This is a genomic window from Streptomyces atratus, assembly GCF_040655115.1.
In the GTDB taxonomy this organism is placed as follows: Bacteria; Actinomycetota; Actinomycetes; order Streptomycetales; family Streptomycetaceae; genus Streptomyces; species Streptomyces atratus_D.
In genome coordinates this window covers 58,043-81,491 of sequence record NZ_JBFAJH010000037.1, presented here as the reverse complement: position 1 = coordinate 81,491, position 23,449 = coordinate 58,043, and the positions used below count along the sequence as shown (strand labels likewise).

23 protein-coding genes and 2 pseudogenes are annotated in these 23,449 nt (G+C 70.3%); 15 read left to right on the top strand and 10 right to left on the bottom strand.

Going from position 1 to position 23,449, the window contains the following annotated elements:
* Positions 1–186 (bottom strand): dihydrofolate reductase family protein (locus tag AB0I23_RS29870; protein ID WP_436847016.1); only part of this gene is annotated, 186 nt, incomplete at its 3' end.
* 391 nt (positions 187–577) lie between these two features.
* Positions 578–1,537 (bottom strand): hypothetical protein, encoded by a 960-nt coding sequence (locus tag AB0I23_RS29865; RefSeq protein ID WP_359113901.1) that lies wholly within the window; start codon positions 1,535–1,537, stop codon positions 578–580.
* A 996-nt stretch (positions 1,538–2,533) separates the two neighbouring features.
* Here AB0I23_RS29865 and AB0I23_RS29860 point away from each other — a divergent pair.
* The 4 genes from AB0I23_RS29860 to AB0I23_RS29845 all read left to right on the top strand — a co-directional run bounded on the left by AB0I23_RS29860 (position 2,534) and on the right by AB0I23_RS29845 (position 4,942).
* Complete coding sequence (locus tag AB0I23_RS29860; protein ID WP_359113899.1) at positions 2,534–2,833, top strand: hypothetical protein; 300 nt, start codon at positions 2,534–2,536, stop codon at positions 2,831–2,833.
* Between the two features lie 74 nt (positions 2,834–2,907).
* Entirely contained in the window at positions 2,908–3,630 is a 723-nt protein-coding gene (locus AB0I23_RS29855) for a hypothetical protein (protein WP_436847015.1), read from the top strand.
* Positions 3,631–3,857: 227 nt separating this feature from the next.
* Positions 3,858–4,379, top strand: a complete 522-nt coding sequence (locus AB0I23_RS29850; protein ID WP_359113897.1) for an ATP-binding protein — start codon at positions 3,858–3,860, stop codon at positions 4,377–4,379.
* Positions 4,380–4,528: 149 nt separating this feature from the next.
* Positions 4,529–4,942, top strand: a complete 414-nt coding sequence (locus tag AB0I23_RS29845) for a hypothetical protein (RefSeq protein ID WP_359113895.1) — start codon at positions 4,529–4,531, stop codon at positions 4,940–4,942.
* A 117-nt stretch (positions 4,943–5,059) separates the two neighbouring features.
* Here the strand turns inward: AB0I23_RS29845 and AB0I23_RS29840 are convergent, their stop codons facing one another.
* Positions 5,060–5,704 carry a CBS domain-containing protein gene (locus AB0I23_RS29840; protein ID WP_359113894.1) on the bottom strand — a complete coding sequence of 215 codons (645 nt, stop codon included), beginning with the start codon at positions 5,702–5,704 and terminating at the stop codon, positions 5,060–5,062.
* A gap of 691 nt (positions 5,705–6,395) precedes the next feature.
* Between AB0I23_RS29840 and AB0I23_RS29835 the strand changes: the two are divergent.
* The 3 genes and pseudogenes from AB0I23_RS29835 to AB0I23_RS29825 all read left to right on the top strand — a co-directional run.
* A pseudogene (locus AB0I23_RS29835) lies at positions 6,396–7,013 on the top strand (endonuclease/exonuclease/phosphatase family protein); the annotation flags it as partial.
* A 486-nt stretch (positions 7,014–7,499) separates the two neighbouring features.
* Positions 7,500–8,105: a GOLPH3/VPS74 family protein gene (locus AB0I23_RS29830; protein ID WP_359113910.1), complete on the top strand. Its 606-nt coding sequence runs from the start codon at positions 7,500–7,502 to the stop codon at positions 8,103–8,105.
* 517 nt (positions 8,106–8,622) lie between these two features.
* Positions 8,623–9,927, top strand: coding sequence for a cytochrome P450 (locus tag AB0I23_RS29825; RefSeq protein WP_359113892.1), 1,305 nt, complete (start codon positions 8,623–8,625; stop codon positions 9,925–9,927).
* A gap of 346 nt (positions 9,928–10,273) precedes the next feature.
* Here the strand turns inward: AB0I23_RS29825 and AB0I23_RS29820 are convergent, their stop codons facing one another.
* Complete coding sequence (locus AB0I23_RS29820) at positions 10,274–10,678, bottom strand: DUF5997 family protein (RefSeq protein ID WP_359113890.1); 405 nt, start codon at positions 10,676–10,678, stop codon at positions 10,274–10,276.
* 58 nt (positions 10,679–10,736) lie between these two features.
* Between AB0I23_RS29820 and AB0I23_RS29815 the strand changes: the two genes are divergently transcribed.
* The 5 genes from AB0I23_RS29815 to AB0I23_RS29795 all read left to right on the top strand — a co-directional run bounded on the left by AB0I23_RS29815 (position 10,737) and on the right by AB0I23_RS29795 (position 14,525).
* The gene (locus AB0I23_RS29815) at positions 10,737–11,501 is read left to right on the top strand and encodes a LysR family substrate-binding domain-containing protein (protein ID WP_359113889.1); all 765 of its coding nucleotides are present in this window, start codon (positions 10,737–10,739) and stop codon (positions 11,499–11,501) included.
* 118 nt (positions 11,502–11,619) lie between these two features.
* Positions 11,620–11,883, top strand: coding sequence for a hypothetical protein (locus AB0I23_RS29810; RefSeq protein ID WP_359113887.1), 264 nt, complete (start codon positions 11,620–11,622; stop codon positions 11,881–11,883).
* 402 nt (positions 11,884–12,285) lie between these two features.
* Entirely contained in the window at positions 12,286–12,783 is a 498-nt protein-coding gene (locus tag AB0I23_RS29805) for a peptidylprolyl isomerase (protein ID WP_037698953.1), read from the top strand.
* A gap of 688 nt (positions 12,784–13,471) precedes the next feature.
* Positions 13,472–14,212 carry a Clp protease N-terminal domain-containing protein gene (locus AB0I23_RS29800; protein WP_359113885.1) on the top strand — a complete coding sequence of 247 codons (741 nt, stop codon included), beginning with the start codon at positions 13,472–13,474 and terminating at the stop codon, positions 14,210–14,212.
* A gap of 121 nt (positions 14,213–14,333) precedes the next feature.
* On the top strand, positions 14,334–14,525 hold the full coding sequence (locus tag AB0I23_RS29795) for a DUF1059 domain-containing protein (protein ID WP_037698957.1): 192 nt from the start codon (positions 14,334–14,336) through the stop codon (positions 14,523–14,525).
* Positions 14,526–14,848: 323 nt separating this feature from the next.
* On the opposite strand, the pseudogene AB0I23_RS29790 reads toward AB0I23_RS29795, so the two are convergent.
* The 3 genes and pseudogenes from AB0I23_RS29790 to AB0I23_RS29780 all read right to left on the bottom strand — a co-directional run bounded on the left by AB0I23_RS29790 (position 14,849) and on the right by AB0I23_RS29780 (position 17,391).
* Positions 14,849–15,423 (bottom strand): annotated as a pseudogene (locus tag AB0I23_RS29790) (histidine phosphatase family protein).
* Between the two features lie 32 nt (positions 15,424–15,455).
* A complete protein-coding gene (locus AB0I23_RS29785; RefSeq protein ID WP_359113883.1) occupies positions 15,456–15,917 on the bottom strand; it encodes a GNAT family N-acetyltransferase in 462 nt (153 codons plus the stop codon).
* Positions 15,910–17,391, bottom strand: coding sequence for a PLP-dependent aminotransferase family protein (locus AB0I23_RS29780; RefSeq protein WP_359113881.1), 1,482 nt, complete (start codon positions 17,389–17,391; stop codon positions 15,910–15,912). The genes AB0I23_RS29785 and AB0I23_RS29780 overlap by 8 nt, the downstream gene beginning before the upstream one ends.
* On the opposite strand from AB0I23_RS29780, the gene AB0I23_RS29775 reads away from it, so the two are divergent.
* On the top strand, positions 17,390–18,400 hold the full coding sequence (locus AB0I23_RS29775) for a DMT family transporter (RefSeq protein ID WP_359113880.1): 1,011 nt from the start codon (positions 17,390–17,392) through the stop codon (positions 18,398–18,400). The genes AB0I23_RS29780 and AB0I23_RS29775 overlap by 2 nt on opposite strands.
* 74 nt (positions 18,401–18,474) lie before the next feature.
* Positions 18,475–18,687 carry a DUF1918 domain-containing protein gene (locus AB0I23_RS29770; protein WP_037698967.1) on the top strand — a complete coding sequence of 71 codons (213 nt, stop codon included), beginning with the start codon at positions 18,475–18,477 and terminating at the stop codon, positions 18,685–18,687.
* A gap of 68 nt (positions 18,688–18,755) precedes the next feature.
* Here AB0I23_RS29770 and AB0I23_RS29765 read toward each other — a convergent pair whose 3' ends face one another.
* Complete coding sequence (locus AB0I23_RS29765; protein WP_359113879.1) at positions 18,756–20,057, bottom strand: glycoside hydrolase family 10 protein; 1,302 nt, start codon at positions 20,055–20,057, stop codon at positions 18,756–18,758.
* A 189-nt stretch (positions 20,058–20,246) separates the two neighbouring features.
* Here AB0I23_RS29765 and AB0I23_RS29760 point away from each other — a divergent pair, with 189 nt between their 5' ends.
* Positions 20,247–21,107 (top strand): 3-hydroxybutyryl-CoA dehydrogenase, encoded by an 861-nt coding sequence (locus AB0I23_RS29760; RefSeq protein ID WP_359113877.1) that lies wholly within the window; start codon positions 20,247–20,249, stop codon positions 21,105–21,107.
* A 75-nt stretch (positions 21,108–21,182) separates the two neighbouring features.
* Here AB0I23_RS29760 and AB0I23_RS29755 read toward each other — a convergent pair whose 3' ends face one another.
* A complete protein-coding gene (locus AB0I23_RS29755; protein WP_359113875.1) occupies positions 21,183–21,713 on the bottom strand; it encodes an NUDIX hydrolase in 531 nt (176 codons plus the stop codon).
* Between the two features lie 87 nt (positions 21,714–21,800).
* Complete coding sequence (locus AB0I23_RS29750) at positions 21,801–23,144, bottom strand: transcriptional regulator (RefSeq protein WP_359113873.1); 1,344 nt, start codon at positions 23,142–23,144, stop codon at positions 21,801–21,803.
* Positions 23,145–23,449: the final 305 nt, after the last annotated feature.

The window sequence follows — 23,449 nt, the reverse complement described above, 5'->3', positions numbered from 1 at the left end:
CGGCCAGTAGGAGCTCATCGTCTCCCACAGCTTGCGCCCATACAGCGACAGGCCACTCGCCTGCTCGTGGTCGAGCCACCACCGGAACAGCTCGTCGCTCGGCGGTCCGCTCCAGCCGATGTCGTCGCCGGCCGCGGCGATGTAGCCGTCCAGGGTCAGGTTCATGCCGTAGATCAGTTTCCGCATGGCTCAGCCTTCCGTTCGTGGGTGTCCGGCGTATAGACCAGCGCGGCGCGGGAAACTCATCGGTGCGCGATCTGGGCTCGCCGGTAGCCCTCGTGCTCGGGGCTCAGCGTGGTGTACTCGGCCGACTCGGACAAGCCGCCTGATCTCGACCTCGCCCTCGCGAGGAAATGCCACGGATTTGAGACTGATCATGGGTGACAAGGCCGTGAGACAGCCAAGAACGCCCCAGGTCACGCAAGATCGACATGTCACGAGCGGCGAGACCCTACACAGCCGATCTGACGGCTGAGCCTCGATCTGGCGGGTCTGAGCAGCTCAGATGGCGGGCAGGGTGGCGGCCCCGTCTCGGTACTGTGCGGGCTTCACGTGAAGCCACGCCAGAGTGGGCCCTTCAGCCTGCCGGGTGCGGAGCGTGGGACCGGCGGACGGGGTGGCCGTCGGGGCCTTGGGTGAGCCAGGAGCCGTCGCCCAGGGGATCAAGTTCGTACGGGCTGGTCACCTCGACGGTGATCTCACCGCAGATCGTGCCCGTGCGCACGTCGACCAGGTGGTAGCGGAACCACTCCTCCTCGTCCTCGCTCTCACCGCCGAGGGTGACCACGGCCGTGTCCGGGGTCAGGTAGCCGCCGCTCCATTCCACGAACGTCTCCTCCGGGTCGTACCCGAAGGCTTCGACGGGGAGAGTGAAGAGAACGTCGCCGCTGGGGTGGTGGTGGAAGGCGACGTCCGCCTGCCCGTGGTCGACGGTCATGAACTGCTCCCCGCCTGGCGCCAGGTCGATCAGGCAGCGGTCCCACCACGAGTACGTCACGAACTCTGGTTCGCCGTCGGCCCCGACCGTGCCCCGAAGAATGACGGAGCCGTCCTGGCCCTCACCGATGTCCAGGTAGATGCTGCCGTCCACGGGGTGCACGTGGTGGCCAGCGCCGTGCCCGACCGTCTCCAATTCCCGTCGGCCTAGGACCGCGCCGCTGTCGGCGTCGTGCACGACCCACTGGTCTCCGCCCCTGCGTTCCGCCATCGCGTCTGGCCGGTAGACCCACACAGTCCGGCCGTCCAGAGACAGCGCACAGCCGGGCCGGTGGCCAAGGCGTACATCGGAGTGCGGCTCGAAGTCCGACGCCCACACCAGGGCACCGGCGCGCGTGAGGCAGACCGCCCCGTTCAGCGTCGTGTACACGACTCGCTCCAGATCGGGCCGAACTACCGACGCCACGACCTCGTCTCCAGCCTGCGGCCGGAACACCGCGGCGGGCTCCAGCGTCCCGAAAGCACCGGATTCGATCACGTAGGCATGGATCTGCCCGTCGCGGTGGCGCGTGATGACCTTCGGACGGGGCGCAGGAATCATCCGCTGAGGCTAACGCCCAGCTCAGGCCGACGGAGAGCCGGGGCGGTGCACGCCGAGCGAGACGTACACAGCCCAACTGCAACGCTCTGACCGGCAAAATCTGCCTGCTCAGCCCCGCCAAGTCAGATGCTCAGTCCGCCAGATCGGCTGCTCCGTCTCACCGGTCGTGACTGAGCGTCTGGGTTGGCCCTTTAGCGCCTTCGGGGAAGCCGTACGGGAGGCGGTGCGAGCGGGCTGTTCTGGGGGCATGAAGGTTGCGGTCCGTACTCCAAAGATTGAATCCCGGCCGGTGTGGTCGCACAGCTGCGCCCTGGATGACCTCATCGCGCCGTACGCCATCGATCCGGCCGTGGCGGAGAGGCTGGACACAAAGCTCGGCTGGGCCCGGCGGTGGACGGCGAGGTGGAGGGCCGCACAAGCGGATGTGATCTGTCCGGTCCAGGAGCTGGCCAGCGTCCCGGCCATCGCATCGGTGCCGGTTCGCGGGTTCACCTGGCGGGCAGGGCAGTGGCACCGTCCCGGATTGCAGTACCTGCTGGCCACGGGGCGGATGGGAACGTCCTCAGCGGTTCGGCGAGCTGGCGGAGGCCACCTCGCTGCCGGCGGTGGCCCGCACACATGCGGTTCACCTGCTCTGGCACCGCCGCCTGGCGATGGACCTGACTCAGCCGTTGGACGATGCCACGTGGATCTACCCGGTGGGGAGGGCCTGATGGACGGCGGGCGGCAGCGGCCTCGGAGCGAGGATCTTGAAGAGCACGACCTGACGCGGGCCTGGATCCGGATGGCGCATCTGCTGGAGGTGGAGACGGGCTACCGCAGTGGCAGCCGGTCCTGGGCCCGGCCTGGTGAGCTCAGTACGACGAGAACGGGTTAATGGGCCTGGCGGACGGGAGGTGGACGCCGCCCCTGCGTGGCCGCCGTGCGATCGGCGACGAAGTCGCCGAGGCAATCCGGGCCGTTCATGCCGAGTCGCTGCATCGCTCGAAGGTGAGCATGAAGACAAAGGAACGGATGATCCACCGGTACGTGCGGGAGAAGTTCAAGGGCAAGAAGGTGGTGGTGCCGCACTACACCACGCTGGTGAAGGTGTGGAAGGAATGGTTCGGCACCGAGGGGGCACGGCAGCGTTACATCCGCTCCGCTGCGGCGGTGGAGACGGGGAGGGCGAAGGTGGTGATCGTCCGGCCGGGGCAGGTGGTCGCACTGGACACCACGCCGCTGCCGGTGAAGGTGCTCGACGATGTCTTCGGCACCCCGATCTCCGTCCATCTCACCTTGGCCCTGGACACCTAATTCACATTCGCTCGGCGCGTTCCGTCTCACACCGGTGTCGGACTCGTCGGTGGAGGTGGCGATGCTGCTGCGTGATGTGCTGCTGCCACTGCCGATGCGCCCGGACTGGGGCGCGGAGCTGGAGTGGCCCTACCCCGGGTCCCGGCCGCGGTGGTGGCCGAGTTCGCCGGGCACCGAGTGCGGGTCTGCCGTTCTTCGCTCCGGAGACGGGGGCCACGAGCTTCCATGACGTCGGCGATGACCTCGACGCCTGGACCGACTCGCTCAGCGTCCATCTGGAACTGCTCCAAGATCTCAGACCCTCCGAGATAGGCCTCTACTGGGGCGGCATCGCCCTGCCCCCAGCCCCCGCGTACGAGGGCGGCCCGCGTGTTCTCGGAGCCGACGTTCCCGAGGGCCCGGCCGCAGACGGGTGGCGTTTCCCAGCCGGCGGCTGTCGCGTGTCCATGGCTCACGGATTCATGATCGGGCCCGGAGGTGAGTTCGGGATCGACGCCGATCACTGGACGCCTCTGCACGCTGGTACGGAGGGATGGGTGGAAGCCCTGGCGCTGGCCCACCACGCGAGCTACTGGGCCAAGACCATCACGAAGATCAAGGGCGACGCCGTCGAGCAGGTGGACCTCGACGGATTTGAGCCGATACCCGAAGTCCAGGGACTGACCGACACCTGGTGGCGAGGCAAGGACTCGCTCATCGCCATCTACCGCGGAGAAGCCGTCGGCTTCTCCGCCCCCCACTGCCGGGAGGCCCATATCTACGGCGGACTCGACGCATGGGGCCTCGGCGGCCACTGACCTCCGGAGACCAAGCTTTCCGGGCACGGCTATCCGCTGAGCGCCGTAGTTGGCCCCTGAGCGTTTCAGTTGGCCCAGATGAGCGCCTTAGGTGCCAGCAGGTGCGACTTTTCGAGATAGGTGACACCTGATCTTGGTGGTTGACACCACCCTGAGAAACGCCGAAGCCGTAACGGGTTTCTGCCGTGCCCGTTCCCACGGCCCGCACAGCGCTAGCATCGGGCCCCGTGATCGTATGGCTCAACGGCACCCACGGCGCCGGCAAGACAACGACCAGTGCACTCGTGCAGCCACTGATCCCGGATTCACGGGTGTTCGACGCCGAGAAGGTCGGCGAGACACTCATGGACATCACGCCGGGGCTGCCCGGGACGGACAACTTCCAGCACTGGCCGCCGCGGCGGCCGCTCGTCGTCGAGACCGCCCGCCGCGTACTCGACTACACCGGCGGCACTCTGGTGATGCCCATGACTGTCCTGGTCGAGCAGTACTGGCGCGAGATCAGCACGGGCCTCGCCCAACATGCCATTCCGGTAAAGCACTTCGTCCTCCACGCTGACCAAGACACCCTCCGCAGGCGCATCGAGGGGGACACTCTTCTTGGCCCCTCCCCATTCCGCCTCAAATACCTCGAGCCCTACGCCGAGGCGGCCCGCACCTGGCTACGCAGCGAGGCCGATGTCGTCGACACCACGCACCTCACGCCCGCCCAGGCCGCCCTACAGATCGCAGAGGCCGTCAAGAGTTGAGGTCCACCCACCACGCGAAAACAGGCGCCGGTGGCAACAAAGAACGACCTTCCGGTGTCAAGCAGTGCGAATAGACTCAACCAGGGGCCCAGCTCAGCCCAACACCGCGGTGTCATCTATCCCGAAAAGTCGCAGCAGGGTCTCTGTACGTGGCTCTGCCGCGACTGAATGACCTGCTCGACAGCTACCGGCACCACGAGGCGGCCGACGTGCTCGGCCGGATCGGCCCGCCCGCCGAGACAGCGCTGCCGCGCCTCCGGAAGATGCTGACCGCCAGCTACGAGTGGACCCGAGTCCACGCCGCGGCAGCACTGTGGGACATCGGCGGCGAGGCCGAGGCCCCCCTCGTCGTACAGACACTGCTGGCCGCCTGGGACGAGAACGATGCGACCTCGAACCACGTCCTGGCCTGCCTGAACCGCATGGGCCCGGTCGCCGCACCGGCCCTCCCCCGCATCCGAGCGGAACTCGCATTCCCCCGCCGCAGCGGCCGCTTCAGGAGCATCGAGAACGATCAAGAACTGCAGGACACCTGCCGCGCCATCGTGGCTCGCCTCGCCTGACCCGCACACCACGCCAGCAGACGAGCCCTTGGCGGTAGACAGTCACGCTGAGCATGGAGTTGGTCGGGGCCAACTACGGTGCTCAGTCAAACCACTTGTGACTTAGCGCTGCCCGACCTAGCCCGCCCGGGCGGCGGCAAGGTGGGCGTCCACGGCGACGACACCGTCGACGCCCTGGCAGAGGCCCACGACCACCGGGACGAGACGCGGTTCCGGGACGTGACCCCGCAGGGTGACGACCCCGTCTCGGACCTCGACCGCGACGGTGCCCTCGTCCAGGCCGAGGATGCACCCCAGGACGTCCTGCTCCACCTCGCCGCGGATCTCGACGTCGGAGCGGATGAAGGCGTCGAGCAGGTCGCTGCGGCTGATGATGCCGGTGAGGTGCCCGTCGTCGCCGACCACCGGCAGCTGCTTGACGTGCCGCCTGCGGAGTTCCCGCGCGGCCCGGGGGATCGTCCAGTCGGCGCGGGCGGTGAAGGCGGGGCTGCTCATGAGCGCGCCCGCGGTTCGGGCCCGGGCCTTGCCCCAGGCGCCCTCGTCGTTCCCGTCCTGCCCCTGCGGATCGGGCATGCCGGTCTCGTGCCGCAGCACGTCGGACGCGGACACGACGCCGACGAGGGCGCCGTCGTCGTCGACGACCGGGGCCGCGACGATGTCGTTCACATCCAGCAGGCCGACGACCTCCTGGAACGGTGTGTTGGGGCGGAGGGTGACGACCTCCTCGGTCATCACGTCACCGACCGTGCGGCGGTGCAGCATGGCGTCGGCCTCCTCCGTTTTGCGACGGGGCGGGCGCGGTCGGACCGCCCGGGCGGACGACGCGCGGCGCGTCGGCCTCCGCGGCCCTGCCAGCTCGTCAACGCGTCTTCCCTACCATGACAGCACCCCGCCGCTCCGGCGACCAGTGACGCTTGACCTGGCGAGGAGGGCCAGCGGCCCCACGGCCAGGAGTGCCGCCGAGTGCGCGGTAGGTGCTGGCACCTCGACGCCATGTCCGCGTCGTCTGGAGTTGAGCGTTGTAGTTGGCCGAGCGGGCCAAATTGGGCGCTCAGTCACACCGGTCGTAGCCCGCCCAGGACGCGCAGCAAGCCGCGGCGCCGGGCGACGCTCCGCTCGGCGGCTTCGCTCAGGTTGTGCCACACATCCCAATGGTCCGCCACCTGCACCGCCCGGGGCACTCCTGCGGGCACGCCTGCGCGAAGAACGGTACGCAGTCACGGCATACGACCTCGGTCCCCGGCCTTTTGGCCGGCCATGCGGCCAAGGTCGAAGCCTCCCGGTCGGGCAGCAGGTGCGCCGGCCGACGTGGTTCGCTGTCCACCACGGTCCCGTAGTTACGGCCCTTGCGCGTCGCCTACTCATCGACGCCGACCACCCTCGGGGCCGGAAGTTGCGGGTCGGGCGATGCCTCGACCATCCGCGGCACTGTGACGCGGACTGAATCACCCGGAACACCGACCCGGCAGGCACGGCCCGCGCCCTGGCCGACGCCGAGCCCGATCTCATCGCACTGGAGGAGCTGCTACCCCCGGCGCTGCTGGTCTACGAGAAGACCCTCGCCTCGGACTACCCGCACCACACGGTCCAGGGCACTGTCGGACTCTGGTCGAAGCATCCGCTGACCGACACCCGTCTGTTGGACATCAAACCCCAGGGGATCGTGGAGGCCTGGAGTCGCGGGCTGCGGACCGTGGTCCACACGCCGCACGGCGAGATCGCGGCGTACGTCGCGCACCTGCCATCGGTCCGCGTCCGGGCGAGCGGCCTCGCGTCCTCCTGGCGCGACGAGAGCGCCGGTCTGCTGGGCAAGGCCGTCGCCGCCGAGAAGCTGACAACGGTGATCCTGCTGGGGGACCTCAACAGCACGGTCGACGACCGTGGGCTGACCTCGCTGGCCTCCCGGATGAACGTAGCGGAACGCGGTTTCGCCTTCAGCTTCCCCGCCGCCTTCCCGCTGGCCCGGATCGACCAGGTCATGGCCCGCTCGGCGACCGCCGCCGACATCCACACCTTGCCCGCCACCGGCAGCGACCACCTGCCGGTCGCCGCCCGGATCACACTGGGCTGAGGAAAGGGTCCCGGTGACAGCGAACCTGCGTAGGTGACAGCCGGCGTGCTTCGGCACAGGTGGTGCGACCGAGCGTGGCAGTCGGCCAGTGTGGCGAACCGAAGCGGGCATGTGACCCAGCGCTCCAGCTGCCGACTCAGCACTCGGTCCGGGTGCGGCCGGAGCTTCGGTCGGCGGCCAGGGCAGCATGGTGGGGGCCGACGCCGGATGCAGCTGCCGCCCTCGCTCCGTAAGCTCGATATCGGGAATGCCCGGCGACGGGCAGGAAGGTCCTTTCCCCATTCACCGACCACACAATCAGTGATCTGATCCCGATGGACAGCACCGGCCGGACTTCCCGCCCGCCGGCTACGCGCAGCAAATCCGCTCGGCGATCGCCGCGGCCACCGACAACGGCAGCCGGGCTTGCCGCCCGGCGTCGCATCGGGTGCCGGATCAGCTGCTCAGCGACACATCGCCACCGATGACTCTGACGTGGAGCCCTTCATGACCACACCGCGGGACCTCTCGATCGCCGTCATGGACATGGCGCAGGGTCGCCCTGTGGAGCAGGGCGACCTGTCGCTCGCGCTCGCGGGAGCCGAGATGATCGACCTCCTCGGTGCCGAGGCCATCAGACTGGACGGCGATCGGATCGTGCCGGGCCTCCGGCCCCCCATGGCCGATCGCCTGCTGGACGAGGCTGCGGCGGTGCTGATCCGAGAAGCGCCGTACGAATCGGTCGGCGACTGGCTCTGGCGCAGAGGTCGCGGCCTCTCCGCGGCCTATCTGGCCGCGCTCGAGGCGGAAGGGCAGCTCACTCGGCAGCGCCGCCGCGGGATGCCCTTCCGGAGCGGCCATCCGGTGCTGGCCGATTCGCCCGCCCGCCGCGAGGCGGCGAACCGCTGGACATCGGATGAGCCCGTCCTCGCCACCCTTGGGGCGGCCATCGGGATCCGCGACGAGTGGACCGGAGACGTCTCGAGCGTGGCCGACGACGCGGTGGTGACCGTGCTGGCCTCCGTCAATGACGCGTTGATGGAGCTGGAGGCCGTACGCCAACGGCGAGCCATCGAGGACGCGGCCTTCGACAACATCTGGCGAGGCGAATGACGACGCCACGCGCGGGGGCGACGGCCCGCCGCCATCCCGCCATGGTGCATGAGGCGCCCGCACGCCGGTGCGGTCACGGAAGCAACCGTATGGCGGGCATCCGGTAGGACGCGGCCCCCCGACGCCGACTGGGGCACTCAGCCACAGCGGCGCAACTGGGAACCGATGGGCGGCGATTCCGATCCCGAGTCGGCGCGAAGGCCGTCGCCGCCCTCGTACCGCCCGAACACCCTCGTTCGCACAGGTTCGCACGGCCGCATCGGCGGTGGCCGCGGTTTCGAGGGCGAGGCGGGCCGGGCCGGTGACAGCCAGGTCGTCGTGGGGTGTGCCGGAACGCACCGATCCAGGTCATGGACAACCGCTCGCTGCCTCCCTGGACCGCGGTGCCTCTTCGTCGGCGCCGCCACGGGGGTTACCGGTCTGCGGGCCGGCAGGGCTTACCCTCCTGCTGGGCTCCCCGCACCGGTTACCGGCACCGGCCTCGTCCGTCCCACCTCACAGATGCGAGCACGAGTACATGTCCATACCTTCCGCACGTTCCGCGATAGCGACGTGGGTGACCCGTCTCTATTTCTCCCGGCTTCGGAAGAAGGGCCGCGGCCTCGACCTCTCCATTCTCTCGAAGCTGCCCGACGCCGCGCTGCTGCCGCTGCGCCGTGACGGCCTCGACCCCGTCGCGGAGATCGGCGCGCTGCGCGACCGGGAACCGGTCAGCCGACTGCCCATACCTGGCATGACGGTCTGGCTGGTCTCCGGTTACGACGAAGCCAAGCAGGTCCTCGGCGACGCACGCGCCTTCAGCAACGACTTCGCCAACCTCGTCAACCACACGGGTGTCACCGAGAACCATCAGCCAGGCGGCCTGGGCTTCTGCGACCCGCCCGACCACACACGCCTGCGTCGGCTGCTCACCCCCGAGTTCACGATGCGCCGCCTCAGCCGTCTGACGCCCCGTATCCACGCGATCGCCGAGGAATGCCTGGCCGAACTGGCAAAGGCCGCGGACACCGACGGGCGGGTCGACTTCGTCGAGCACTTCGCGCTGCCGGTCCCGGCCCTGGTCATCTGCGAGCTCCTCGGCGTTCCCTACGAGGAACGGGACGCCTTCCAGCAGTTCTCGGTCGCCCGCTTCGATGTTCTCGGCGGCGTCGGCGCGTCCTTCGGCGCGATCTCCCAGTCCAGGGAGTACCTGCACGGCCTGGTCGAACAGCAGCGCCGCAACCCCGGCGACGGTCTGCTCGGCATGCTCATCCGCGAACACGGCGACAGCGTCACCGACGAGGAACTCACCGGCCTGGCCGACGGCGTCCTCACCGGCGGTCTGGAAACGACCGCGAGCATGCTCGCCCTCGGCACACTGGTCATGCTCCAGGACCGCAAGCACTTCGCGGCCATGCGCAACGCAGACGACCCGGCCGCGGTCGCCGCCCCCTTCGTCGACGAACTCCTGCGCCACCTCACGGTCGTCCAGACGGCCTTCCCGCGCTTCGCCCGCGAGGACATGGAGGTCGGCGGCGTACGCATATCCGCCGGCGACATCGTCATCGTCTCCCTCAGCGCCGCCGACCGCGACCCGCGCCTCGGCCCCGCGATGGACACCTTCGACCCGACCCGCCCACCCGCCTCGTCCCACCTGGCGTTCGGACACGGCATCCACCGCTGCATCGGCGCCGAACTCGGCAAGATGGAACTCCGCGCGGCCTTCCCCAAATTGGTAGCCCGTTTTCCGGACTTGCGCCTTGCGGTGCGGCCGGAGGAGCTGGAGTTCCGTAAGTTGTCGGTCGTGTACGGGGTGGACTCACTGCCGGTGCATCTGAACTGAGCAGCGCCCGGCCTCGCGAGCAGGTCTCCGGGGAAGCCGTCGCTCACGCGCTGCGGGCGCGGGCGGCGAGCACCGGCAGCCAGGATCACGGGCGCACCAACCATGTGGGGCACATCACTGCTTGCCACCCGTTTTCGGCAATCGTCTCCGGGCCGCCGGGCGAGCGTGAAGCCACCGGTCCGTACGCCGGAAGGCGCGCGCCGACCGGCGTCGTCGCGCAGCCGCCCCGTGGAGCGTCAGCCCCGCCCCACGGGCGCGGCGCTCGCAGAAACGACGCTGTCGGTGGTCCTCACCGGGGTGAGGGCCACCGACAGCGTCGTCGAGTCAGAACTCCGGGAGAAGCAGGTCAGGAGCGCGGTCGCTGGGGCTGACCGGCCCGCTCCGCGTTCTTCTCCTTGATGCGCACCGCTTCCTTCCGGACCTCGGCCTGGGTGGCGCGCTCCTTCTGCAGCCACTCGGGGAGATCCTTCTTCAGCGCGTCGATCTGCTCCGTGGTGAGGGCGTCCGTGACCCCGCCACGTGCGAGACCCGCGATGGAGACGCCCAGCTTCGCCGCGACCACCGGGCGGGGGTGCGGTCCGTTGCGCCGCAGCTCCTGCAGCCACTCGGGCGGATCGGCCTGCAGCGCGTTCAGCTCGCTGCGCGAGACGACACCCTCCTGGAACTCGGCGGGGGTGGCCTCGAGGTACACACCCAGCTTCTTCGCCGCGGTTGCGGGCTTCATCGTCTGGGTGGTCTGGTGGGACGTCATGGTGTCAAGAGTAGCGAGCGTGTGCGATACCTCCGACCACGACCGGTAACCTGGCGGAGTGACAGGCTCCGACGCACCCCCCTCGTTCCGGCTCGCGTACGTCCCAGGCGTGACGCCGACCAAGTGGGTACGTATCTGGAACGAGCGGCTGCCCGACATCCCACTGACTCTCGTCGCGGTGGCCGCCGCCGAAGCATCCGACCTGTTGCGGAGCGGTGACGCCGACGCGGGTTTCGTGCGGTTGCCGATCGACCGGACGGACCTCAGCGCGATCCCCCTCTACACCGAGACGACGGTGGTCGTGGTCCCGAAGGACCACATCGTGGCGACGGTCGACGAGGTGTCCGAAGCGGATCTGGCCGACGACGTCGTGCTGCACCCCCTCGACGACACCCTCGACTGGGAGCGTCCGCCGGGCCGGCCCGCGATCGAGCGTCCCGCCACGACGGCGGACGCCATCGAACTGGTGGCGGCGGGAGTGGGCCTCCTCGTCGTCCCGCAGTCACTCGCACGCCTGCACCACCGCAAGGACCTCACGTACCGGCCGCTCACGGACGCCCCCGAGTCGCGCGTCGCGCTGTCGTGGCCGGAGGAGAAAACCACCGACCTGGTGGAGGACTTCATCGGGATCGTCCGCGGGCGGACCGTCAACAGTTCACGGGGGCGCAACCCCACCCCGGCGCAGCCGAAGCAGCGCAAGCGCCCTGACACAGGCTGCGCGCAGCGAAAGTCCACGGCCGGGAAGTCGACCGGCAAGAGCCCACGGAGCGGCTCCGGCGGCCCCAAGACCGGCAGGCGGGGCAAGCCCCGTCGTCGCTCCTAGACCCTGTCGTCGGAAAGCCGTCGTCGCCGGGGGCGGCCGGAAACCGGCAGGATCCGGGAACGGGCGTCCTGGCCCGCGGGCGGACAGCCCGTGCGGCGGCAGCGACGACAGCAGGCGGATGAACGGTCCGTGGGCCGCCCTGCCCGCGGCGGCCGCCCGAGGGGCGGGAAGCCTGCGATACGCGGGTGAGCCCCTGGTGACCGACGCGGAGTGGACCCGGATCCGACGGGGCCTGACGTTCGGTCGGACCTTCCCCGTCACGGACCTCGGCGTGCCCCGCCCCGGTGCGATCGGGTTCTCCGTGGACATCGGCCTGCCTGTCGGGGGGTGCGAGCTGCTGCCGGTTTGCTGCACCGAAGTGGGCTGTGGTGAGCGGGAGTGAGTCCTGTCGGCGGGTTCGTGGGGTGGGAACGGGGGTTCCGGGGCCGAATCGGCGGCTGATGCTCGTTGGGCTGGATGGCAGGTGCCCGGCCTGGTGGGAGGGGGGTGGCGCGGTGGGTGGTTTGCGGGAGTTGGCCGGTTCCTTCGTGGTGCCTGGCCTTGCGGGGTGGCGGTCGGACGTAGCGAGAGGTGCCGGTCACCGTGCGTGGTATCCGTCCGGCACGTACCCCGGATCGACGCAACGGCGCACCGCACATACGTTTCTGACGCATGATCAGTCAGTCCTGCCGATCACCCGCACGGAGCCCCTTCTCGTACTCACGTTCGAGTACCCGCTGGGCCATCCGACGCTCCAACCACCCCGTCCGGTGGTGGCCGACCGCTGTGATGTCAGGATGGATCCATGACGACCAAGGTTTTTTTCGACATCACCATCAATGACGAGCCCGCCGGGCGGATCGTGTTCAACCTGTTCGACGACGTGGTTCCGAAGACGGCGGAGAACTTCCGCGCGCTGGCGACCGGCGAGAAGGGCTTCGGCTACAAGGGCTCGTCCTTCCACCGGGTCATCCCGGACTTCATGCTGCAGGGCGGCGACTTCACCAGCGGTGACGGCCGCGGCGGCAAGAGCATCTACGGCGAGAAGTTCGCCGACGAGAACTTCAAGCTCACGCACAACAAGCCCGGACTGCTGTCGATGGCGAACGCGGGCCCCAACTCCAACGGCTCCCAGTTCTTCATCACGACGATCGTGACGTCGTGGCTGGACGGCAAGCACGTCGTCTTCGGCGAGGTCGACGGCCAGGAGAGCATGGACCTGGTCAAGAAGATCGAGAGCTACGGCTCGCAGAGCGGCAAGACCCGGGCGAAGGTCACCATCGCCGACTCCGGCGTCCTCTGACCGTACGGGGGACCCTCTGGCGCCCGGCCCCTCGCTGATCGGTCAGCGTGGGCCGGGCGCCTGCTCCCGGCCCACGCCCACCCGACGAGACCGTTCGGGTCTGCGGCGACGCCCGCGCCGACTGCGGCGATAATCACCCGATGGATCCTTCCGACCGGAGCCCGGTACGCGCCGAGCGGCTGGTTGTCGTGTCCATGGCGACAGCCATGCACTCCCGGACCGGCGTCCGTCCGGTCGTGGCGGACCCATGCCCGGGAGGGCAGGTCGGCGCAGCCATGCGACCTGGCCCGACGGCCACCGGTCCGTACTGAAGCGGCGACCGCACACAGCTCGCAGAGCTCCGGACCGGCCCGCTCGCCGTCGTCGACGCACTCCGCTCCGCAGGTTTCCCGGCCCCCGCGACTGCCGGCCGTCCAGGTCGGCCATGCCGTGGTCACGGCCCAGGAGCCGCTGCCGGGCACGGCGGTGGGACGGCTCGACCATGGCGGACTCGACCAGGCGTTCACTCTCCACGCGACTCTCACCGGCCGGCCGGCCGACCGGCCGCGCCGGGCGAGGTCGGCCGATGACTGGATCCGGCCGAGCAGCGGGCCGACCGGCCCGCCCGCAGGACCGAGCGTCGCCACCCTCTTCCTTGTACTGTCAACCGATGGTTGACACATGATGACTGTCAACCTACGGTTGACGCATGGCGAATCCAGTGCGCATGACGAATCCGGTACGGCTCGACGAACTGATCGAAGCCATCAAGAAAGTTCACTCCGACGCTCTCGAACAGCTCTCGGGCGCGGTCATCGCCGCCGATCACCTCGGCGACGTGGCCGACCACCTGATCGGCCACTTCGTCGATCAGGCGCGCCGCTCGGGAGCCTCCTGGACGGAGATCGGGAAGAGCATGGGCGTCACCCGGCAGGCGGCCCAGAAGCGCTTTGTCGCCAAGGATCCCGGCGAACCGTCGGATCTCGACCCCAGCCAGGGGTTCAGCCGGTTCACCGAGCGGGCGCGGAACGTCGTGATGGCGGCGCAGAACGAGGCACGCGCCGCGCGCAACGACGAGGTGCGTCCGGAGCATCTGGCACTGGGACTGCTCAGTGAGCCGGACGGGCTCGCCGCGGCGTTCATCAAGGCGCAGGGCATCTCGCTGGACGCCGTCCGGCAAGCCGCGACCGAGGCGCTGCCGCCCGCGGCCGAGGCGCTCCCGGACCTCATTCCGTACGACGCGGGGGCCCGCAAGGCACTGGAGCTCACGTTCCGGGAGGCCCTGCGGATGGGGCACAACTACGTCGGAACGGAGCACATCCTGCTCGCCCTGCTGGAGCACGAGGACGGCGAGGGCGTGCTGACCCGGCTCGGCATCGACAAGGCCGCCGCGGAGACCGGCATCGCGGAGGCTGTCACGCTCGTCGCCGCCGCACACAAGGGTGAATGACCGGCCGCGTCGACTGGAGCCGGACGGTTCCGTGCGGCTGTAAGCGCATCTTGCACCTCCCTGCTCCCCCTCCGCGGCGTGAACCGCCGCCCTAGAGTGGAAGGGAGCAGGGAGGTACCTCATGCGGAAGGTCGCCGACTGCCGGGAATACCCCAGCGAGACGAAATGCACGCTCGCCCTCGCCGGTGAGCCGGAGGAAGTGGTCCGCGCCACCACCGAGCTGGCCGTTTCGGTGCACGGTCATGCGGACGGACTGGAGCTGCGGGAGCAGATCAGGTCCGGGCTTCAGGACGAGCCCACGCAGCTCGCGTGAGCCGCGACGTGGCCTGGTTCGCATCACCCGGACGCACGGCGCACGCCTTCTCGCGGCCGTGTGTCGCGGTTCCCGGGTCCGGAACCCATCCCTGTGACAGTTGCCCCGGTCTGGAGATCACCGCGCGGAAATCCGGGCGATCGCTATTCTGTCGTCCCCCTGCCACCGGGGGTCTCTTTTTCGATTCGGGTCGGGCTCGCGGAGCCCGGTCTGAACCGAAAGAAAAGGAGGGGCCATCAGGGGACAGGGTCGGCAGCTAACGTACCGACTGGTCGGACTGGCGGAAATGTGCCGCACTCCCTCGGGGTGGGGCGCTCATCGGTTCAGCGGGCGCCCGCTTCGAGGCGCAGGCTCCAACGGCCCCGCAGACCGATGAGCGTGATCGTGGAGAGCGGACGGACGTCGACGTTCCAGTACGTCGAGGGCGGGGCCCCAGCGCGTAGACGAGGGCGGCCCGGACGACGGACGGCTCGGCGACGGCGACGATCGAGCCGTCGCAGGCCGGCCGGGTGTCCAGCCAGCCCCCTATCCGCGCGATGAAGGCGAGCAGCGGTTCGCCGCCGTGCGGTGCGGAGCGCGGGTCGGCGAGCCAGGCGTCCACCGCGGCCGGTTCGCGGGCCGCCACATCGGAGAGGGTCCAGCCGCGCCAGCGACCCATGTCGCAGTCGCGCAGGGCGGGCTGGGCCATCGGGGCGAAGCCGAGCGCCTCGCCAGTGGCGCGGCTGCGGGCGGTCGGCGAGCAGTAGCGGAGTTCGGCGGCGCCCAGGGGCACCAGCGTCTGTGCGGCGAGCTGCACTTCGTGCCAGCCGGCCTGGTCGAGCGGCCGGTCGTCGTCGAAGCGTTCGGCGAGCAGGGAGGAGCTGCGCGCCGCGGCGACGAGCGAGACTCGGACACTCATGGCCGAGATCGTGGATCCGAACGCCGTCGAGGTCAAGAGGGCGGCTGCCGGACGGCTCCGGGACGGTCGAGACGGAGGTACATCCACTTCTCGGGGTCCTTGAGCGTCTGGAACCCGACCTTCGCGTAGACGCCGTGGGCGTCGTCGGTGGCGAGGGTGAGCCTGCGGATGCCGGTCGGGGCGAGGTGCTCGCGCACGGTGGCGGCGAGCCGGGTGCCGAGCCCGTGGCCGCGGGCCGACCGGTCGACGTACACATCGCACAGCCAGGCGAAGGTGACATGGTCGGTCACCACCCGGGCGTAGCCGACCTGTTCCCCTGACGTGGTGTCGTACGCGCCGAAGTTGAGTGATCCGGTGATGGCCCGGTCCTGCTTCTCGCGGGTGCGGCCGAGCGCCCAGTAGGCGTCGGTGGAGAGCCAGTGGTGGATCCGGGCCGGATCCAGCCGGGCCGGGTCGGACGAGATCTCGTAACGCTCCTGGGGGATGTCAGTCATGCCCGGAGGATAGGTCGCGGCGGCCTGGGGTGGCGAAGAGTTTGTCGCAGGCGGTGCGCAGCCGTCGTACGCCCTCCGCGATCTCGCCCGCCCCGGCGACCGCGGCGAAGCTCAACCGCACCTGGGCGGAAGGGGGTTCGGCACAGAAGTACGGACGGCCCGGCGCGACCGCGACGCCCGCGCGCAGGGCGGCCGAGACCAACGCCGCCTCGTCGGGGCCGGCTTCGGCATCCGGCAGCCGCAGCCAGAGGCTGCCGCCGCCCGCGGGGATGTGCGAGAGGGACAGGCCGGGCAGTTCGAGCCGCAGGGCGGTCGTCATGACGGTCCGCCGGTTCTTCAACTCCGTTGGAACCGAACGCAGATGGTGACCCCAGGCCGGGGAGCCGACCAGTTCGAGCGCGGCTTCCTGGAGCGGGCGCGGGACGAAGAAGCTGTCGACGATCTGGATGGCCCGCAGTCGTTCCAGCACCGGGCCGCGGGCGGCCAGCGCACCCACCCGCAGGCTCGGCGAGGTGATCTTGGTGAGGGAGCAGACATGGACGACGACGCCGTCGGGGTCGTCGGCGGCGAGCGGCGCGGGCAGCGGGCCCGCGTCGTCGTGGACGAGGCGGCGGGCGAAGTCGTCCTCGACGACGAACGCCCCCGCCTCGCGGGCGATCCGGACGACCTCACGCCGGCGGTCCGGTGCGAGGACCGCGCCGGTCGGGTTCTGGAAGAGCGGCTGGCAGACGAAGACGCGGGCGCCGGTGGCACGGAAGGCGGCGGCGAGCAGTTCGGGGCGGACCCCGTCGGCGTCGATCGGGACCGGGACCGGACGCAGTCCGGTGGCACGGGCGGCCGCCAGCATGCCCGGGTAGGTGGGCGATTCGACGAGGACGGGGGCGCCGGGCGGGGCGAGGGCGCGCAGAGCGGCGGCCAGGGCGCTCTGACCGCCCGCGGTGATGAGTACGTCGGCGGCGGTGAGCGAGGGGCCGATCTCGCGGGCGAACCAGGCACGGAGCTCGGTGAGCCCGTCGGTGGGCGGACGGCCCCAGGCTCCAGGGCGGCGGCCGGCCCGGGCGAGGGCGGCGGCGAGCGCCCGTTCGGGCTGGAGCGAGGGGTGGAGATAGCCGCCGTTCAGCTCGATGACGCCGGGCGGCGGTGCGGCGAGCGTGACCAGGACGCCGGAGGCGTCGACGGTGCGGGGCACTACCTCGGGTCCGCCGTCACCGCTGAGGGAGACCTCCTGCCAGGAAGTGTCGCCGGACGGAGGCACGTCGGTACGGGGCTCCGCCCGGAAGGCGCCGGAACCCGGGCGGGTGACGACGAGCCCTTCGGCGGCGAGCTGTGCGATCGCCCGGGAGACGGTCACCGGACTGACCCGGTATCGCTCCACGAGTGCCCGGCTCGACGGCAGCTTTCCACCAGGTGAGTAGCGGTTCAATTCACCCCGAAGGGAACGAGCCAGCTCAGCGACGCTGCTACGCTCTTGCATGACAGCACAGGATAGCGCTACCCCTCAGGTATCGATAGCGGTTACCTCCCCTCCGACAACCGTTGCCCCGTTGGCGGGCCGGAGCGGCACACTGCTCGCCGGGCTCGGCGTCGTCGCCTTCTCGCTGACCTTCCCGTCCACGGTCTGGGGGCTGGAGAGCTTCGGCCCCTGGTCGCTGGTGACCCTGCGCAGCCTGCTCGCCGCCCTGATCGCGGGCACCGTGCTGCTTTCGGGACGGGTCCCGGTGCCCGACAGCCGCCACTGGGGCGGGCTCGCGGTCGTCGCGGGCGGTGTGGTGGTGGGGTTCCCGCTACTGACCACCCTGGCCCTGCAGACCTCCACCTCCTCGCACGCAGCCGTCGTGGTGGGGCTGCTGCCGCTGACCACGGCGGTCCTCTCGACACTGCGGACCGGGTCGCGTCCGCCCCGCACCTTCTGGATCGCGGCACTGGCCGGCGCGGCCGTGGTGATCGTGTTCACCGTGCAGCAGAGCGGCGGCGCGCTCTCCTCCGGTGACCTCTGCCTGTTCGGCGCGCTGCTGGTGTGCGCGGCGGGGTACACCGAGGGCGGCAGGCTGGCCGGGGTCATGCCGGGCTGGCAGGTGATCGGCTGGGCACTGATTCTCGCGGCGCCGCTGATGGTGGCGGGCGCGGCGATCGCGCTTTCCTTCGAGCCGGTGCGGCCGACCGCGCACGGAGTCATCGGCCTGGTCTGGGTGGCGGCGGGATCCACCTTCGTCGGCCTGTACGTCTGGTACCGCGGCATGGCGGAGATCGGGGTCCCGAGGGCGAGCCAGCTTCAGCTCGCACAGCCTCTGCTGACGCTGGCGTGGTCGTTCCTGCTGCTCGGCGAGAAGGTCTCGGCGGCCGCACCGGTGGCGGCGGTGGCCGTGCTCGTCTGCATCGCGGCCACCCAGCGGGCGGGGGCACGGCGCCACGAGGCCGACCCGCACGCGCCACGGCGGCGTCAACCGCGCCCCGCTCCCGCCCGATCCGAAAATCGCCACTGATCCGCCCGGTGCGCGGGCGGATCCGGTCATAGACTTGTCGACATGGACCGTCACCCGTGAGGAGGTCACTCCCTATGGAGGCACACGCGGGCGACCGGCTGCTGACGCACGGCAGGACCGTGGGGCAGCACGACCGGGTCGCAGAGATCGTCGAAGTGCTCGGGGCCGGGGGCGCTCCCCCGTACCGCGTCCGCTCCGAGGACGGACACGAACACCTGGTTTCGCCAGGACCCGACACCATCGTCCAGCACGCCGTGGTCCGGCACCGGGACCCGGAGACCCCGTAGGTTTCCCCGGGCCACACGCTCCGGCCAGCCACCCCTCGGTGCGCCCCCTCCGCCCCAGGCCCCTCAGGTCAGCGGGGAGGGCGCACTCTGTTGCGGTAGTGGTCCGCCACGACGCGCGCCATCATGCCGGCCCGGTCGGTGACCACGTCCTTGCCCGAGAAATAGACATGCCCGCGGACCTGGTCGTAGCCGGCGGCGAGGTCGATGTGGCGGGAGAGTTCGGCCGGGTCCTGCCAGGCGGCGGGCTGGGCGGGGTCACCGGCCTTGTAGAGCGCCTCGCCGACGAAGAGGTCGACGCCCGTGCCCCGTACCACCGCGTCCCACCAGGGCAGCAGCTTGGCGTAATCGGCGGCGGCGAAGCCGATGTTCCAGTAGATCTGCGGACAGATGTAGTCGATCCAGCCCTTCTTGACCCAACCGCGCGTGTCGGCGTGCAGATCGTCGTAGGTCTGCACCCCTGCCCTGGTGTCCGAGCCGAGCGGGTCGGTCCCCGCGTTGCGCCAGACACCGAACGGACTGATCCCGAACTGGACGCGCTTCTTGACCGCCTTGATCCGTGCGGACATCTCGCGGACCAGCTTGTCGGTGTTGTCGCGGCGCCAGGCGGCCTTGTCCGGGAAGCCCGCGCCGTACTTCGCGTACGTGGCGTCGTCGGCGAAGACCTGCCCGGCGACCGGGTACGGGTAGAAGTAGTCGTCCCAGTGGACGGCGTCGATGTCGTAGCGGCGGACCGCGTCGAGCATGGCGTCCTGGACGAAGCGGCGCACCTCGGGCAGCCCGGGGTTGTAGTAGAGCTTCCCGCCGTACGGGAGGACCCAGTCGGGGTGCAGCCGCGCCGGGTGGCCGGGGACCAGCCGGGACGGGTCCGTGTGATTGGCGACCCGGTACGGGTTGAACCACGCGTGCAGTTCCAGCCCGCGGCGGTGCGCCTCGTGGACGGCGGTGCCCAGCGGATCCCAGCCGGGGTCCTTGCCCTGGACGCCGGTGAGGTACTGGGCCCATGGCTCGTAGGGGGACGGCCACAGGGCGTCGGCAGTCGGCCGGACCTGCAGGAGGACGGCGTTCAGCCGCCGGTCGACGGCCTCGTCGAGGTACGCGATCAGCTCGGCCCGCTGCGCCGCCGCCGTGAGCCCTGGCGCCGAGGGCCAGTCGATGTTGGCGACGGTGGCGACCCACATGCCGCGCATCTCGCGGCGGGCGACGCGCGGGAGGCTCGCACCCGGCCCGGGCGACGCACCCGCCCCGGATGGAAGAACCGGCGCTTCCCGCGGCGCGGCGACGGCCCCGGTCGCCCCCGCGACCGAGGCCGTCATTCCCGCGACCACTCCGGCCGCACCCGCCACAAAGCCTCTTCGGGCCATTTGCCGCATTTCGTTGCCACCTGCCGTCTCTGTGTCCTCGCCCGTCACCCCAGCATCGGGGGTATCGCAGAGCATGCCCGCCCCGGCCCGTCATGACCCGCAGGTCGCGGAGTAACGTCGGGGGGTCGAGGCGGGGACCGGAATCAGACGGGAGCCCGCCGAACGGAGATCAGCGAAAGGCACGAGGTGACGGACTCTATGGCCGACATTGCACGCGTCGGAGTGGTGGGCTGTGGCCAGATGGGCGCAGGCATCGCGGAAGTGTGCGCCCGCAGCGGACTCGACGTCATGGTGGCCGAGACCACCGGCGAGGCGCTGGAGATCGGTCGCACCCGGCTCCACAACTCCCTCTCGAAGGCCGCCGAACGCGGCAAGATCACCGAGGAGGAGCGCGACGAGACACTCGGCCGCCTCAGCTTCACCACCGACCTCGGCGAGTTCGCCGACCGCGATCTCGTGATCGAGGCCGTCGTGGAGAACGAGCAGGTCAAGACCGAGATCTTCCAGGTGCTCGACCAGGTGGTGACCCGGAAGGACGCGATTCTCGCCTCCAACACCTCCTCCATCCCGCTGGTGAAGCTGGCTGTCGCGACTTCCCGCCCGGACCAGGTCATCGGCATCCACTTCTTCAACCCGGCCCCGGTGCAGAAGCTCGTGGAGCTGGTCCCCGCGCTGACCACGTCCGACGAGACGGTCCGGCGCTCCGAGGCGCTGGTGCAGGACGTGCTGGGCAAGCACCCGATCCGCGCCCAGGACCGCTCCGGCTTCGTCGTCAACGCCCTGCTGATCCCGTATCTCCTCTCCGCGATCCGGATGTTCGAGTCGGGTATCGCCAGCCGCGAGGACATCGACAACGGCATGGAACTCGGCTGCGCCCATCCGATGGGCCCGCTGAAGCTCTCCGACCTCATCGGCCTGGACACCGTGGCCTCGGTCGCCGACTCGATGTACGCCGAGTTCAAGGAACCGCTGTACGCCGCTCCCCCGCTCCTCCAGCGCATGGTCGACGCGGGCCGGCTCGGCCGCAAGACGGGCTCGGGCTTCTACCCGTACTCCTGACCTGCTGGTCGCCGTACCGCCGGCAGGGCCGACCGGGAAAGTTCCGGCCGGCCCCGCTCGCGTGAGCTGTGTGCCTCACCCGAGCCGTAAGTGATGGAGCATCAGCAGTCCGGCCACCATGTTGGCGGCCGGGATCTCGCCCCGGGCGATCATGTCGGGCACCAACTTGAGCGGTATCCACTCGCGGCGCGACGACTCGAAGTCGTCCTGCGGGTGGCCGGTCCAGGTCGCCTCCTCGGCCCAGTAGAGGTGGTGCCGGGCGTCGGTGAGGCCGTTCGACGGCTCCACGGTCATCAGCGGCCGCAACGGGCCCGGGCGCCAGCCGGTCTCCTCCTCCATCTCCCGGGCCGCCGCGGCCTCGATGTCCTCCCCCTCCTCGACCACACCGGCGGCGAGCTCCCAGCCCCAGCTGTCGGTGATGAACCGGTGCCGCCACAGCAGCAGCACCTCGTTTGCCTCGTTGACGACGGTCGCCGCGGCAACGGGGCGCAGCCGGACGAGGTAGTGGTCGAGGTGACGGCCGTCGGGAAGAACGACATCCGCCAGATTGACCCGGAACCAGCGGTTCTCATACACAGTTCTTTCGTTCAGATTCGTCCACTGCACAGTTCTGCCACCTTCCGACACGTTGGTGGCAACATGGCAGCAGGAGCAGCGCTGGAGGGGAACATTCCCGGCGTACGCGCAGTACGTTCACAGCGGTACGCGCAACGCCCCGTCGATCAGCTCGGCCGCCCGCTCCGCGTCGGCGCAGCCGCTCCCGACCAGATCCCCGCGCACCGCCCGCAGCCGGTCCCGCAGCCGCTGCGACTCCATCCCCCGGGCCCGTTCCGCCATCTCGGCCGCCGTGCCCGCCGCCCGGTCCGCCTCCCCCTGCCGCAGCTCGATATGCGTCAGCATGGCCAGCCGGTGCACCCGGCCCCGGTCGTGCGCGGGGGTACTGACCGCCGCCGCGGCGTGCTCCCGTGCCCCCGGCAGATCGCCGAGGCTGAGCAGGGCCTCCGCCACCTGCACATTGACCAGGCCCGGTTCGACGTACCCCGTCTCGTCGGGTTCATGGCCGGGACGGATGCGCTCGGCCTCGGACTCGGCTCGCCGGATGCACTGCAGGGCGCTGTGGCCGTCGCCGAGGTGCGCGTAGGCCTTCGCCTGCATCGCGTACAGATCGGCCGCCAGCGCGGGCGTGATGTGCCGTCCCGCCGCCCGCAGCGCCGCCTCCGCGAAGGCGACGGACTGCCGGTAGTCGGCCAGGAACAGCGACTGGTTGACCAGCAGGGCGATCACATACCCGCCGAGCCCCCGGTCCCCGCTCGCCTTGGCCAGCCGCAGCGCCTGGTGGAAGTAGCGCTGGGCGAGACCGTGCGCGTCGGAGTCGTACGCGCAGATGCCCGCGACGGCCACCAGCCCGCCGGTCGCCCTGTGCAGCCGACGGCCGGTCGCGTCGCTGTAGCCGCCGCGCAGCAGCGGGGCGGTCTCGGCGTTGAGGAAGCCGACGATGCGGGATCGCGTCGCGATGCCGCCGGCCCTGCGGTACATCAGTTCGTAGTGGGCGCGGGCGGCGCGCAGCATCGCTATGTCGGCCATGCCGACGCGTGTCGGACCGGTACGGGAGGCATCGGCGTCCTCGGGCGGGTTCTCCCACTCCCAGACAGGCATCACCGCCGTCGTTCCGGTGACGGCGGCCGCGGCGAGGACGTGGGGGCGCTGCTGTTCGTCCGCGCGCCACAGCGCGGTGGCCCGCTCGACGAAGCCGGTGAGCGTCGAGACCGGCACGACCGTGCCTCCCCCGCTGCGGGTCGCCATGCCGATGTCGTCGAGGGACACCGCTCGGCGCAGCCGGTCGCCGAGCACTTCGCAGATCAGGTCGGGCGCCTGTCCGCGCGGCCGCTGGCCCTTCAACCAGCGGGCCACGGCCGTGTGTTCGTACCGCAGGGACAGTCCGCGGGCACGCCCGGCCTGGTTGATGTGCGCGGCAAGACCTGCCCGGGAGACGCCCGCCTCGTCGATGAGGGCTTCGAGCAGGATGTTGGGCTCCATCGCCCCTCCTAAGGCCTGTCGCCCCAGTGGAGCACGTTTCGCACGGGGTGTGAACGGAATGCCCGAACCGTCCCGTCGCGCACTCTGTTGCGCCGGGGTGCGGATCGGTTGAATCAGTCGCCTCGCAAGAGGCGGCCGGGTCGTCTGCTCCCCCTCGTACAGTTGACGACCCGCACCCGCGTCGTTCGCTCTGCCGACCTGCCCGACACTCCGTGGCAGCGCGGACGACGCCGGATCGCACGACCCACTGCCCACTGATCGGAGGGTGGCTGCGGGGTCGGACCGGACCCGGGTTCCCCCGGGCC

Excerpts from the sequence above, each read along its gene's own strand:
- AB0I23_RS29865 (WP_359113901.1), bottom strand. The coding sequence starts at position 1,537 with ATGATTCCTGCGCCCCGTCCGAAGGTCATCACGCGCCACCGCGACGGG.
- AB0I23_RS29860 (WP_359113899.1), top strand. The coding sequence starts at position 2,534 with ATGAAGACAAAGGAACGGATGATCCACCGGTACGTGCGGGAGAAGTTC.
- AB0I23_RS29855 (WP_436847015.1), top strand. The coding sequence starts at position 2,908 with ATGTGCTGCTGCCACTGCCGATGCGCCCGGACTGGGGCGCGGAGCTGG.
- AB0I23_RS29840 (WP_359113894.1), bottom strand. The coding sequence starts at position 5,704 with ATGCTGCACCGCCGCACGGTCGGTGACGTGATGACCGAGGAGGTCGTC.
- AB0I23_RS29830 (WP_359113910.1), top strand. The coding sequence starts at position 7,500 with ATGACCACACCGCGGGACCTCTCGATCGCCGTCATGGACATGGCGCAG.
- AB0I23_RS29825 (WP_359113892.1), top strand. The coding sequence starts at position 8,623 with ATGTCCATACCTTCCGCACGTTCCGCGATAGCGACGTGGGTGACCCGT.
- AB0I23_RS29820 (WP_359113890.1), bottom strand. The coding sequence starts at position 10,678 with ATGACGTCCCACCAGACCACCCAGACGATGAAGCCCGCAACCGCGGCG.
- AB0I23_RS29810 (WP_359113887.1), top strand. The coding sequence starts at position 11,620 with ATGAACGGTCCGTGGGCCGCCCTGCCCGCGGCGGCCGCCCGAGGGGCG.
- AB0I23_RS29805 (WP_037698953.1), top strand. The coding sequence starts at position 12,286 with ATGACGACCAAGGTTTTTTTCGACATCACCATCAATGACGAGCCCGCC.
- AB0I23_RS29800 (WP_359113885.1), top strand. The coding sequence starts at position 13,472 with ATGGCGAATCCAGTGCGCATGACGAATCCGGTACGGCTCGACGAACTG.
- AB0I23_RS29795 (WP_037698957.1), top strand. The coding sequence starts at position 14,334 with ATGCGGAAGGTCGCCGACTGCCGGGAATACCCCAGCGAGACGAAATGC.
- AB0I23_RS29785 (WP_359113883.1), bottom strand. The coding sequence starts at position 15,917 with ATGACTGACATCCCCCAGGAGCGTTACGAGATCTCGTCCGACCCGGCC.
- AB0I23_RS29775 (WP_359113880.1), top strand. The coding sequence starts at position 17,390 with ATGACAGCACAGGATAGCGCTACCCCTCAGGTATCGATAGCGGTTACC.
- AB0I23_RS29780 (WP_359113881.1), bottom strand. The coding sequence starts at position 17,391 with ATGCAAGAGCGTAGCAGCGTCGCTGAGCTGGCTCGTTCCCTTCGGGGT.
- AB0I23_RS29770 (WP_037698967.1), top strand. The coding sequence starts at position 18,475 with ATGGAGGCACACGCGGGCGACCGGCTGCTGACGCACGGCAGGACCGTG.
- AB0I23_RS29765 (WP_359113879.1), bottom strand. The coding sequence starts at position 20,057 with ATGCGGCAAATGGCCCGAAGAGGCTTTGTGGCGGGTGCGGCCGGAGTG.
- AB0I23_RS29760 (WP_359113877.1), top strand. The coding sequence starts at position 20,247 with ATGGCCGACATTGCACGCGTCGGAGTGGTGGGCTGTGGCCAGATGGGC.
- AB0I23_RS29750 (WP_359113873.1), bottom strand. The coding sequence starts at position 23,144 with ATGGAGCCCAACATCCTGCTCGAAGCCCTCATCGACGAGGCGGGCGTC.